This is a genomic window from Rhodococcus sp. 5A-K4 (assembly GCF_046097995.1).
Lineage (GTDB): Bacteria > Actinomycetota > Actinomycetes > Mycobacteriales > Mycobacteriaceae > Rhodococcus_F > Rhodococcus_F erythropolis.
Genome location: NZ_JBJURM010000045.1, coordinates 26,003 through 37,461 on the forward strand (window position 1 = coordinate 26,003; position 11,459 = coordinate 37,461).

Annotated in this window: 11 protein-coding genes and 2 pseudogenes; 6 read left to right on the forward strand and 7 right to left on the reverse strand. The window is 62.7% G+C overall.

The window, feature by feature from the left end; genetic code table 11:
- Positions 1 to 4 precede the first annotated feature (4 nt).
- Complete coding sequence (locus ACKAMS_RS32095; RefSeq protein WP_408990029.1) at positions 5 to 232, forward strand: hypothetical protein; 228 nt, start codon at positions 5 to 7, stop codon at positions 230 to 232.
- On the opposite strand, the pseudogene ACKAMS_RS32100 reads toward ACKAMS_RS32095, so the two are convergent.
- Positions 226 to 828: pseudogene (locus ACKAMS_RS32100) on the reverse strand (IS256 family transposase); the annotation flags it as partial. The gene ACKAMS_RS32095 and the pseudogene ACKAMS_RS32100 overlap by 7 nt on opposite strands.
- A 48-nt stretch (positions 829 to 876) precedes the next feature.
- A complete protein-coding gene (locus tag ACKAMS_RS32105; protein ID WP_256938895.1) occupies positions 877 to 1,926 on the reverse strand; it encodes an integrase in 1,050 nt (349 codons plus the stop codon).
- On the opposite strand from ACKAMS_RS32105, the gene ACKAMS_RS32110 reads away from it, so the two are divergent.
- Positions 1,879 to 2,346 carry a hypothetical protein gene (locus tag ACKAMS_RS32110; RefSeq protein WP_256938896.1) on the forward strand — a complete coding sequence of 156 codons (468 nt, stop codon included), beginning with the start codon at positions 1,879 to 1,881 and terminating at the stop codon, positions 2,344 to 2,346. The two genes, ACKAMS_RS32105 and ACKAMS_RS32110, sit on opposite strands and share 48 nt — an antisense overlap.
- Before the next feature lie 146 nt (positions 2,347 to 2,492).
- Here the strand turns inward: ACKAMS_RS32110 and ACKAMS_RS32115 are convergent, their stop codons facing one another.
- The 3 genes and pseudogenes from ACKAMS_RS32115 to ACKAMS_RS32125 form a co-directional block, all read right to left on the reverse strand.
- Positions 2,493 to 2,825: a helix-turn-helix transcriptional regulator gene (locus ACKAMS_RS32115; protein ID WP_218681778.1), complete on the reverse strand. Its 333-nt coding sequence runs from the start codon at positions 2,823 to 2,825 to the stop codon at positions 2,493 to 2,495.
- 7 nt (positions 2,826 to 2,832) lie between these two features.
- Positions 2,833 to 3,885 carry a tyrosine-type recombinase/integrase gene (locus ACKAMS_RS32120; RefSeq protein ID WP_408990030.1) on the reverse strand — a complete coding sequence of 351 codons (1,053 nt, stop codon included), beginning with the start codon at positions 3,883 to 3,885 and terminating at the stop codon, positions 2,833 to 2,835.
- 144 nt (positions 3,886 to 4,029) lie between these two features.
- Positions 4,030 to 4,695 (reverse strand): annotated as a pseudogene (locus ACKAMS_RS32125) (IS256 family transposase); the annotation flags it as partial.
- A 563-nt stretch (positions 4,696 to 5,258) separates the two neighbouring features.
- On the opposite strand from ACKAMS_RS32125, the gene ACKAMS_RS32130 reads away from it, so the two are divergent.
- From ACKAMS_RS32130 to ACKAMS_RS32140, 3 genes are all read left to right on the forward strand, one after another.
- Entirely contained in the window at positions 5,259 to 5,987 is a 729-nt protein-coding gene (locus ACKAMS_RS32130) for a hypothetical protein (protein WP_408990031.1), read from the forward strand.
- Positions 5,988 to 6,195: 208 nt separating this feature from the next.
- A complete protein-coding gene (locus ACKAMS_RS32135; protein WP_218681660.1) occupies positions 6,196 to 7,311 on the forward strand; it encodes a CoA transferase in 1,116 nt (371 codons plus the stop codon).
- The gene (locus ACKAMS_RS32140) at positions 7,308 to 8,699 is read left to right on the forward strand and encodes an amidohydrolase family protein (RefSeq protein WP_218681656.1); all 1,392 of its coding nucleotides are present in this window, start codon (positions 7,308 to 7,310) and stop codon (positions 8,697 to 8,699) included. The genes ACKAMS_RS32135 and ACKAMS_RS32140 overlap by 4 nt, the downstream gene beginning before the upstream one ends.
- A 153-nt stretch (positions 8,700 to 8,852) precedes the next feature.
- Here the strand turns inward: ACKAMS_RS32140 and ACKAMS_RS32145 are convergent, their stop codons facing one another.
- Positions 8,853 to 9,929 (reverse strand): enoyl-CoA hydratase/isomerase family protein, encoded by a 1,077-nt coding sequence (locus ACKAMS_RS32145; RefSeq protein ID WP_218681657.1) that lies wholly within the window; start codon positions 9,927 to 9,929, stop codon positions 8,853 to 8,855.
- On the reverse strand, positions 9,930 to 10,322 hold the full coding sequence (locus ACKAMS_RS32150) for a hypothetical protein (protein ID WP_218681658.1): 393 nt from the start codon (positions 10,320 to 10,322) through the stop codon (positions 9,930 to 9,932). It lies immediately after the preceding gene.
- Positions 10,323 to 10,426: 104 nt separating this feature from the next.
- On the opposite strand from ACKAMS_RS32150, the gene ACKAMS_RS32155 reads away from it, so the two are divergent.
- Positions 10,427 to 11,320, forward strand: coding sequence for an alpha/beta fold hydrolase (locus ACKAMS_RS32155; protein ID WP_075836032.1), 894 nt, complete (start codon positions 10,427 to 10,429; stop codon positions 11,318 to 11,320).
- Positions 11,321 to 11,459 lie beyond the last annotated feature (139 nt).

An 11,459-nucleotide genomic window follows, 5' to 3' on the forward strand; every position in this document is an offset into this window, starting at 1 on the left:
CCACATGGCAGAACCGATTCGCCAACGGCGCTTCCAACTCGTACCCACCAGCAGCGCAACCGACGAGCGTTCGTCCCGCAATCACGCGCACGCAGTCGCTGCTGCCATCGGTGACCGCTACCGCAAGCAATACAGCAACGACGACGATGTGCCGGCGGACATCCGAGCCAGCGCCTTTCGCGCCCGCAGGGTCTATCTCGCTAACGGTGTTTCGGCGGATTTCCATCAGTAAGTTTCCGATCCCGGCCAACGATCGGCGAACGTGATCGCAAACGCGTTCAGAGCAGGCTTCCACCTCGTTATCCATCGTGCCTGGCCCTTGCCTGTCGGGTCCAGTGAACGCGTCACCAGATAGAGGCACTTGAGCGCAGCAGCCTCGGTGGGAAAATGGCCACGAGCCTTGACAGCCCGCCGGTATCGGGCATTCAAGGACTCAATCGCGTTGGTAGAGCACAGCACTCGCCGTATCTCGGTGTCGTAATCCAGGAACGGGATGAACTCCTGCCAGGCGTTGTTCCACAATCGGATGATCGCCGGATACTGCTTGCCCCAACGGTCTGCGAGATCGTCGAACGCTGCCCGCGCTGCCGTCTCGGTCGGTGCGGTGTAGATCGGCTTGAGATCGTGCTTGAGCGCATCCCAGTGCTGCCGCGACGACAGTCGAAACGTGTTTCGGATCAAATGGATTACACACGTTTGGACCGTCGCGGCCGGCCACACGTTCTCGACGACCTCCGGTAGACCTTTCAATCCGTCGCAGACCAGGAAGAACACGTCCCGGGTGCCCCGATTTCGAATGTCGGTCAAGACGGACATCCAGAATTTGGCGAAAGCGCACAGGTTCGCGCGAACCTGTGCGAGGTGGCACCTGAATTGTCACGGGTTCGGCAGCCGGGTGGGGTCGACGTGGTCGGCAAGGTAGGCGATGACGGCGCCGTTGGTCATACCGTAGGCCGCGGCGACGAGCTTCGCGTCGACGGTGGTGGTCAGGTCGACCAGCCTGGTGGCACGCAGGATCCGGGGCCCGATTCCGACCGCGCGCAGGGTGTTCTTGACGTAGCCGTCGGAGGCGGGTGCGCGGGTGGCTTTGGTTTGCATAGTGATCAATACATGGGAGTTGTTGCTGCGTAACATATTGCGGTGGTCGAGACATCGCTGCAGCGCAGTCCAGGTCCACGGGTCCAGCGGTGTCGAGTGAGCTCGGCCGCGAAAGTGAATACGCTGCTGGTCGTGATCGACGGCATCGACGGTCAGATGTTGCAGCTCGCGGGTGGTGGCACCGTGCAACAAGGCCGCCAGCCCGACGAACGCCTCGTGCGGGTGAACATCGGGGGCGCCGGTCCAGCGAGCGAACAGTTCACGTTGCCGCTCGAGGGTCAGGGTCGGACCACGAAAGCCCCAGGGCTGCGGCGCCTTCAAGCCAGTGGTGGGATCGACGAGCATCAGCCGTCGTCGGGTGGCGTAGCGGCAGAACTGGCGCAACCCGGTGAGGTGGTGGGCGCGTCGGTTGCCGCGGGTGCGTAGGAACGCTTCGATGTCGCCGACATTGACTGTGGCCCAGTCGGTTGTGCCGCGCTCGGCGGTCAGGAAGCAAGCGAGGTCACGTACCGCGGTCAGTCGGGATTCGATGGTGGCGTGGCCGCGCGGGTGGGTTCCGCTGCGGCGGGCGCGTTCGCGGCCGGTAACGAGATGGTCGGCGAATCCTTCGGCCGCTGGCCGCAGCGATTCGGGTACGCCGTCGATGCGGCGTTGCCGACGGGCAGTGGCCCGTTGTTCCTCGCGGTCCAGCGGCAGCGCCAATTGCCGGCCGGTGAGGAAGTCCTCGAGGGCTCGTGAGAGCGGCACGTTGGCAGTGACGCGTTGCAGCAACGTCTGCGGATGCGTCGGGTGCCCGGCGTCGAGGTGGCGGCCGAGTTCGGTGAGCATGGTGCAGGCACGCTGGGGGTGGTGGCGCGGCGCGAGATAGGCGCCGAAGTCTCCGAGCCAGTCCGGTGGATGCTCCAGTGTGGCAGCGATATTCGATGCTCGTACCGGTACTCGGTGCGGCGAACGGCCCCAGCAGGATCGGCAGCGTCCGGCACCGGCGAGCCGGGTGGTCTGCCCGCAGTCGACACAGGCCGCGTCCGGGTTCGGTGGGCGACCAGGCCGGGAGCAATGACCGCAACAGCCGGTGGCGGCTCGCAGCGTCCGCCGTTTCCCGCAACGTGGACACCGGGCACGATCGACGTCCGCTCGTTGTCGTCGAAGACAGTCCGTGCACAGGTCCCGGTCGACAAAGAGCACCGGCGCTTCGCACTGCCGGCAGGTGCGCGAACATCGCACACAGCGGCCGGTGTCCGACAATAAGACTCGATCGATTCCGCACCGCGGACATGGCCGTTTGGTCGGGGCATGGGCGAGAGCCCAGTGGCAGCGCGCACACAGTTCCCGGCCGACCTTTCCCACCGCCCGGCCACATCGAACGCAATCACAGATCCGTACGGTCATGCCACTCAGATCGGCGGCATGGATCGGCCCCGCCGCGACGTCGACGAGTCGCCGACGGCGACGGCGACGGCGACCTTCGTCGGCGGGGTCGGAATCATCGGTTGTTCGACTGGAGTGGTGTCGACATCGAACAGGTCGTTGGGGGTGCAGTCCAGCGCAGTGCACAATGCGATCAGCGTGTCCAACTTGATCTGGTTGGGCTGCTTGGTGAACAGCGCCGACACCGACGCCGAGGACAACTCCAGACCGGCCTTCTCGGCCAGCAGCCGCCGCAGCTGCGCGCCGGTCCACACCTCACGCTGCGCCGCAGCCATTCGCAGTTTCCATGTGATCTGCATGCTTCCTTCACTCCTGTCCGGTGAGCTCGCCCAACGTCACCGAGATCGCCCGCTGGTAGGCGTCCTCGATGAACGTCTCCGACGGGCGGACGTACCGCATTGTCGATGCGATCGTCCAGTGACCCAAAAGTTGTTGAATGGCAACAAGATCCACACCACGCTCATAGTTGTGGGTCGCGCACGCCCGACGTAGCCCGTGCGGGGTGAACCATTCGATCTGCGGGCGACCTTCCGTAGTCATCAAGTGCCGCAACCGATTGCGGATCGTCCCTGTCGCCATCCGTCCGCCGGACTCGTCACACAACAGCGCCGGCGAATCGGGAAACCGGCCGCGCACATCGTCGAGGAACCAACGCAACACCAGATCCAGCCCGTCGAGCATCGGCACCCATCGAGGACGCGGACCCGAGCCTTTGGTGCCTTTACCGAACCGGACGTGCAGCTTCCCGAACGGGCCCCGCCCGAAGTGCACGTCCGACCGATCCAACATCACGACCTCCTCGGCCCGCAAACCGGCGTGATAGAGGATGCGGAACAATGCGTAATCGCGTGCGGCCGGCCCGTATTTGCGAGCCGTCGCGATTCGCATCTTGAGGAACTCGAAGAACGCAGCCACTCTCTCCTGCTGCGGCGGTGGATTCGTCGCCGGCGAGTCGTCACCGACATGCCGAGCGGCATTGAACTCGTCGAGGGGGCACGCCAACCGCACCCCGAACGATGCCTCGATCTCGGCAGCCTTGCGGACCTCGAGGAACCGGTGAAATCCCTTGAACACCTGCACATAATTACGTCGGGTCGACACCGCCCGCCCCGAGGTGGCCAGCGCGCCCACCACCCGATCCACGTCGTCGGCGGTCACGTCCCATGCGGGTCGTCCCAACGCGTGCAGCATTCGTTCCAGGACGCCCACATCGTTGGCGATCGTCGACTCGGCGAACCCTCGCGCGGTCCACGACGCCACGAATGCCTCCACGCACGAGGCCTGGAATCGCTCCGGATCGACCGACTCGGTGACCGGGACAACTTCACCCGAGATGATCCGCAGCCGACCCTCGCCCACGCGCACACCTTTCTAACACCTGAATTATCAAGGCATCACCTTAACTCAAGGGCCTGCACCTCGAAGATCGAGGACCATCACGCAACCCCGGAAACCTCAGGTAGCAGCAGGAATCCAGTCAAACGAACATGTGCCCGTTCCATATCCCTCTCCGCCCTCGCCGGCCCAGATCCCGAGGATGTCGCGTTCGCCATTGACGGTGACGCCGATCGCGACATACATCGGCCGGTTGGTGACCTGCCCATCGCGAACCTTCACGTGCACCGCATCGATGAACATCACCGGATACACCCGATCAAGTGGCCGGTTCTGCCACTCCGTCATTTCCCCGACGACCTTGTCGGTGATCCGCGAGATCGTGTCCTTCGACACCGACGCTCCGTAAATATCTTGAAAGTGCGCGGATATCTCGCCGGTCGTCAAACCCTTTGCCGTCAATGACAATACGATCTCATCGATACCCGTCAAGCGTCGCTGACGCTTCTTAACAATCTGCGGGTCGAACGAAGAATCGACGTCGCGTGGCACTTCGATCTCCACCGGCCCGATCTCAGTGAGCACCGTCTTCGAACGGGTACCGTTCCTCGAGTTGCCGCTGCCGCGGCCGGCGGCATCGTGCTTCTCGTAGCCCAGGTGCTCGGTCATCTCCGCGTCTAACGCGGTCTCTAGGACGTTTTTGGTGAGTTGATTGAGGAGTCCGTTCGGGCCCATCAACTCCACGCCCTGCTCCTTGGCCTGAGCCAGGAGCTGCTCGGCCAACTGCTTCTGATCCACCTCAGTCTCTGCCATGGGATCAAGTGTTTCGGTCATCGTCGATCCTTCCCGCCAAGCTCAGCTCGGCGTGTTGAATCAAGGACCGGATCCACCGTTATTCAGACAGTCCCCCCGGTGATCCCCAGGGGTGGTTCTGAGGCCGCCGCTTCGATTGTCGGAGGCACTTCGGGCCTGTGACAAAGTGAGGTCGAGTGCTGCTGCGAGTGGGGTGCGGGTGGGCTAGAGCTCGACGGTGGGCGTGAGGGGTTGGATGGTTACGTAGTCGGCCTTCGTATCGAGGTGTGTATGAAGTTGGGTAGCGATTGGTCTGCAGCGCCTCTTGGGCGACGAGGGTATCGATCAGGGCTTCGTCGCCGTCGCTGAAGTCGCAGTCGGTGAACCAGTGTCGGCTGAAATTGTTGAGGTAGTTTTTCATTCGCAAGTCTAGGTAGATTTTCAGGCTCTTGTGGCCGAGGGCGAGGGTGTGGTCACGATCCGTGCCGCCAGCGATTTTGTGTTCAGGGGCGGGCAGTGGGCGTCGCCAAGTGTGTACCGAGCCGATCGGGCGTGGTCCGGAGCGACGAGGTAGGGGTGGGCGCCGGCAGTGCGGTCCGCTGCGAGTGCGAGCACGCGGGACCCGAGTGCGGCGGGGATCCGACGCTCAGCGGGGACGACTCGGCACCGCCGCGGGTGATTGGACACTCGAGATCACCGGATGGGGGCCCGGTGTCTCGGTCCTGCTCCCTGCCGGATTGATCACCTTGATCGTCATCGGTCAGCGATTGGGCGCGAACACGGTGCTCTCCTTCTGGCTCGCGTACGTGCTGACTCGCCCGCTCGGCGCCAACCTCGGCGACTGGGTTGCGTCCTCGTCCACCGATCGCGGTCTCGGTGCAGGTACGGCTCTCACCAGCGCAATCTTCCTCCTCGCGATCGTGGCCACGGTCGTCTACCTCACGATGACCCGCCGCGACGTCGTCACCGAACCCGAACTCCCTCCCCCGCCGACCGGCACACCGCATCAAGGTCGCGAACGGATCATGCTCGGCTACTACGCCGCAGTCGCCGTCGCTGCCGCCGCACTACTCGTCTGGGCCTCCGCACATCCGCACGAAACCCTGGTGAGCGACGAGGAAACCGGCACGGCCCCGGCGAGCACGACCCTCACGCCAGGGCAGGCCAGCGCCGTGTTCCCGTCCACCGACATCGCCAACTTCCGCACCATCACGCAGAACACACTGATGAAAGTGCAAGCCTGCGACCACACCGGCGCGGTTGCACGGATCAACGACCACCTCGATTCGAAGATTCTTCGCAGCCCATATTTAAAACTCTACGCTCAGGGGTAACGGATCAATCTGGTCGAATCGCGAGACGTATCCCTTTCTTGGTGCGTAGCGTGCACAGTTCGACAGGTCGCGATGCTAGATTCAAAACGCATTCGAATCCAGCAGAGCACCACAGCAGGGAAATGTGAGCAGCGTTCGTCCGAACTTCACCGATGACTGGCTCGACAGTGGTGTAGTGCCTCTGACAGGGCCTGCCGATGGGCCACCGATGATCCCGCCCGGGGCCGCCGCGTCCTACGCACGCACATTGTCGCATCACATTTCCGCGGCAACTGTCGCTACACCTTGCCATGTCGACGTAGATGGAGCCGCGCTTCTGGGCGAGCGAGCCTCATTCACCTCGTACACTCGCAACGGTGCCCTCTCGGTCGGGGGTTCCTGCCGCCTCCTTCCCAGTTCGGACGGCTGGGTCGCCGTTTCTTGTGCACGAGAAGACGATGCACCCCTCTTGTCCGCGTTGATTTCACGGCAGACCAACGGCGACATCTGGCCCGAGCTCGCCGACTGGATCGCACATCACACGACCGCCGAATTTGACGACCGCGCAACACTTCTCGGTATCGCCGCTGGGTCGGTGCCGAGCGTTCGCGCCCAGCCGCCACCCCCAGGTCCGCTCGTTCCGAGATCCGTCCAGGGCATGCTCGTGGTCGATTTCAGTGCGCTGTGGGCCGGTCCGCTCTGCGCACAATTGCTCTCTGAGGCTGGTGCTCGGGTCGTCAAGGTCGAAACTCCGACCAGACTCGATGGCGCTCGCTTCGGCGATCGAGAGTTCTACCGACTCCTCCACGCAGGGCACGAATCAGTCGTTCTCGACCCCGAGACCGAATCGGGAAGAGTTGCACTGCGCAGACTCGTCGACGCCGCGGACATCGTCATCGAAGCATCACGCCCACGCGCACTGCGAAATTTCGGTCTCGACGCAGAGTCATCGGTGGCCTCCGGATCCACATGGATCTCCATCACTGCGAACGGACGCGCTTCTGATCGAGTCGGATTCGGCGACGACATCGCCGCATCGAGCGGTCTCGTCGCCCGTCACTCCGACGGATCACCACTGTTCGTCGGCGATGCCATCGCCGACCCTCTCACAGGATTGACTGCTGCGGCAGTCGCTATGTCCCAACCGTCCGGGAGCACAGGGAAGCTCTGGGACCTGTCCATGTCGGACATCGTGGCATGCACGCTCGACGGGTCCCCGTCGCACCAGTATCTGGAGTCGACCGTACCCTCGAAGCCACACGGACGGGCACCTCAGGGTGAAGCGCCGACAAGCGGCGCGGACACCTCCTACGTTCTACGAAGCCTCGGAATCGAACTGCCTTGACCAAATACGTCATTCGAGATGTCGAACTCGACGGCGCTTCGGGCGTCGACGTCGCGATCCGAGACGGAATCGTGACCGACATCGGAAATCGGTTGCTCGCCAGCGACTCCGACGTCATCGACGGCCACGGTGGAGCCCTCATACCCGGACTGACCGATCACCATCTGCACCTACATGCGACCGCGGCCGATGCCGCGTCGGTTCGATGCGGACCGCCATCGGTACGGACATCTGAGGACCTTTCGCGCGCACTCAACCGAGCCCCACGCGAGACAGGAGGTTGGATTCGCGGCGTCGGGTACATCGAAACCGTTGCCGGTGAACTCGATTGCGCAGGTCTGGACTTCCTTCACCGAGAGCGCCCGACGCGAATCCAGCATCGCAGCGGAGCGATGTGGATGTTAAATTCTCGTGCCGCAGAGGCCGTCGGACTAGCAACGGCCGATCATCCCGGTATCGAACGTAAAGACGATGGGACGCCAACCGGACGCCTGTGGCGAGCCGACGACTGGTTGCGGGAACGACTGCCCGGCAACGGTCCTCCGGATCTGTCAGCCGTCGGTCGATCATTGGCGAACCTCGGTGTCACCAGACTCACGGACGCCACGCCTGACCTACCCTCCAGTTCGATTGGTTCGATTCTCGACGCCGTGAGGACAGGAGCACTGCCCCAGCGGGTGCATCTACTCGGCATTCCCATCGGAGAATCCATCGACGAAAAACTTGTGAGTGTCGGCCCGTACAAGATAGTCCTCGCCGATTCCGATCCGCCAGACCTCGCTGCACTCGCCGCGCTGATTGATCGTCTGCACCGTATCGGTCGCCCCTTTGCCGCACACTGTGTCTCGCGCGAGAACCTTCTGATCCTGCTCGCCGCCCTAGACGAGGTCGGCGCAGCACCCGGCGACAGGGTCGAACACGGAGCGTTGATTCCGCACGAGTCCATTGCCGAACTTCAACGCCATGAATTGACGGTAGTGACGCAGCCCGGTTTCCTCTCCGACCGAGGAGACGACTACTTGCGCGACGTCGATCGCCGGGATCAAAGCGACCTGTACCGTTGTAGATCGCTTCTGAATGCCCAAGTCCCCCTGGCACTGTCGAGCGACGCACCATACGGGCCGCTCGACCCATGGGCAAACATCGCGTCGGCAGTTCACCGCAGAACCCGAGCAGGAAGAGTTGTCGGCGAGTCCGAGACCATCACCGCTGCCCAAGCCCTCGCATCTTTGCTCACGTCATCGACAGATCCAGGTGGACGACCACGCACTGTGCGAGTAGGCGGACCGGCGGACCTAGTGCTACTCCATGCGCCCCTCACAGATGTCCTACGAAATCCCTCCGCAGATGCCGTACGTATTACGTTGACGGCATCCGCAGTCGATTAGCGAAACAGGAACGAGGCATTCACTACTCACCGACACAGCAAGCTGGAAGAGGCTAAATCTCGATTCGTTCAACGCCACAGCGAACCGGCCCAGCAGGTACGCCACGGCGAGATCCGCATAGTTTGTCCGATCGGTGTCGCAATACATCGACGATCACTGCACCAACTGTCCGCCACCGCTCTCAGATGTCACCGCGTCGACAAGACCCCACTCGAATGCTGTTTCTGCATCGATTATTTCGCCACTGAAGATCATCCAGGCTGCTCGCCAGCGTCCGATCCGGCGCGGCACGCTCACCGTCCCGCCCGCTCCGGGCAGTAGCCCCATGGACAGCTCAGGAAGCATGAATCTCGACTCCGAGTGTGCAATGATACGTCCCGCGAACGCCGCCAGCTCCAGCCCGGCCCCCATGACAGCGCCGTGGACCACTGCCAGGCATCGGTCACCCAGCCGGGTCGCCAGCTCAGAGATCTGCTCGGCCGGGCGATGCTGTGTCCGGATGAGGTGCGCAGAGGCAGGATCAGTTGCCGACCCGAACTCGGTGAGGTCGCCGCCACTACTGAACGACGCGCCCCTTCCCTGGAGGGTGACGCTCGTGATCGTGCTATCTACCCACGCCACCGTGAGAGCATTCACCAGCGCGTCCCGCATAGCTGCATTCAGCGCATTGTGACGGTCGGGGCGATCGAGGGTGATAAATAGTCGATCATCGGTTCGACAGACGTCGACAGGTTCGCCCTTCTCGGGCTTCGATCGATAATCGGCCGACTTCAGCCATCGTGCGTATTCAGGTCCGCCCTGAAGTGTCGAGTACGCAAAAGACTCGACGACAAGCCCGTCGTGCACCGTCGTCGACCGACCGACTCTCAGTAACTGTCCAGTCGTGGCTGCAGCGATCGGCGCACGTCCGATCGCTACGTTCAATTCGCGTACCGCCTCCTCGAGATCGGCGACGTAAACCGTCCGGCGGTCTTGTAGTCCGCGTTCGTCCGAGTGCACCGTCAGGCTCAGCGCATCGAGCAACTCCCCCGCATCCCTTCCAGGCCAACCGACTCCGATCAGCACTCGATGCGAAGCGCGTGCAGCATCTGCGGCGGCGGGCACCCAGCCGTCCTCGACAGTGGACAGATCAATCCACGACACGACGTCGCCCGCCGATATCGGGGCAAGGAGACCAAGCGCCAGCTCTTCTACCGAGTTGCACTCGGGCTGCATAGCATTCAATGTCACCTAGGGCTCCAGGGTGCGGAGAAATTCGACCTGCCGCGAAGAAAGAGGCGACGGTGCGCCGTCAGCTATGTGCGCGACAGTAAATGTTGCGACGGCGGCAATGCTGCCGGCCTGGCCGATCGACGTCTCGAGAACAAACGACGTTCGGCCGATCCTGCGAAGTGAGACGAAAAACTGTGCATCTCCCACGAGTAGTTCACAAGAAAAGTTTGCATCCACATTCACGATAACGACATCGGCAGCGGACAGTTTCCCGCCACTGGCCTCCCGAAGCGCGTCGTCCCATGCATAGCCGGCGACCTCGATCGCCAGGAAAGCAGGTACGTGCGCTCTGTCGACCGGCAATCCGTCCCGCGTAGGCCGGTGGGTCAGCGGCCGAGTGCACTGGTACATCGTTCGAATGCTACCGCCCTAGTTGCAGGAATAGCAACGGTATGCCTTTCGATTCAGTGATAGGAAGGAGGGGAACATCATTCGACCCGAGGAAGCAGAACACTATGGCACCGAACTCACCAAGTACCCATGACTTCGCCGGCGGCGCAGGTAGACTCGCCGCTGATCGGTGGGGCCCGACGATCGAGGAATCACAAGGGGTGATCCTCATGCTCCACGGTGGTGGCCAGACCCGCCATTCATGGGATCGCGCGGCCACAAGATTCGCCGACGAGGGCTGGACCGTATTCACTGTCGATTCCCGTGGCCACGGCGAGAGCGCCTGGGACACGGAGGCGCGATACGGGATGGACGATTTGTCCGATGACGTGCGTGCAATCGTCGAACAACTGAGCGAATCCGCAGGATACGCAATATCACCAGTCATATTCGGCGCCTCGATGGGAGGCATCACCGGCCTTCTTACCGAGGGGGAACACCCTGGCTTCGCACGAGCGCTGGTACTCGTCGACATCACCCCGCGGATCGAGCCGTCAGGCATCAAGAGGATCACCGATTTCATGACCGGGTCCCCCGACGGCTTCGCAGACCTCGAAGAGGTCGCGAACGCGGTCGCCGCATACCAACCACACCGGGTGCGGCCCAGGAACATCGAAGGCCTGAGGAAGAACATCAGAGTCGGCGAAGGCGGTCGTCTGTACTGGCACTGGGATCCCGCGTTTCACCGCCTCGGCCCGAACTTGAACACACCGCAGGACAACCACGACCGACTTGTCAGAGCTGCTGCCGCCGTATCGTGCCCGACCCTTCTGGTTCACGGCGCCGAGTCTGACATCGTGAGCCAGGACGGAGTCGACGAACTGCTGGCATCGATACCTCGCTCGCAGTCCTTTCAGGTCTCAGGCGCAGGCCACATGGTCGCGGGCGACGACAACTCGGTCTTCGTCGACAAGGTAGGCGATTTCCTCAGCCAACTCCCAGCCGCGCAACCCCGGTGACACAGCTCACTAGTTAGGCGTACAGTACGACTTACCGGATAGATCATCCAAGAATCACAAGGGAGTAGCGCACATGCTTGCCGACGACGTTCAAATCATCTCGGTCGACGACCACGTCATCGAACACCCACGGGTGTGG

Excerpts from the sequence above, each read along its gene's own strand:
- ACKAMS_RS32095 (WP_408990029.1), top strand. The coding sequence starts at position 5 with ATGGCAGAACCGATTCGCCAACGGCGCTTCCAACTCGTACCCACCAGC.
- ACKAMS_RS32115 (WP_218681778.1), bottom strand. The coding sequence starts at position 2,825 with ATGCAGATCACATGGAAACTGCGAATGGCTGCGGCGCAGCGTGAGGTG.
- ACKAMS_RS32135 (WP_218681660.1), top strand. The coding sequence starts at position 6,196 with ATGATCCCGCCCGGGGCCGCCGCGTCCTACGCACGCACATTGTCGCAT.
- ACKAMS_RS32105 (WP_256938895.1), bottom strand. The coding sequence starts at position 1,926 with ATGCTCACCGAACTCGGCCGCCACCTCGACGCCGGGCACCCGACGCAT.
- ACKAMS_RS32110 (WP_256938896.1), top strand. The coding sequence starts at position 1,879 with ATGCGTCGGGTGCCCGGCGTCGAGGTGGCGGCCGAGTTCGGTGAGCAT.
- ACKAMS_RS32155 (WP_075836032.1), top strand. The coding sequence starts at position 10,427 with ATGGCACCGAACTCACCAAGTACCCATGACTTCGCCGGCGGCGCAGGT.
- ACKAMS_RS32150 (WP_218681658.1), bottom strand. The coding sequence starts at position 10,322 with ATGTACCAGTGCACTCGGCCGCTGACCCACCGGCCTACGCGGGACGGA.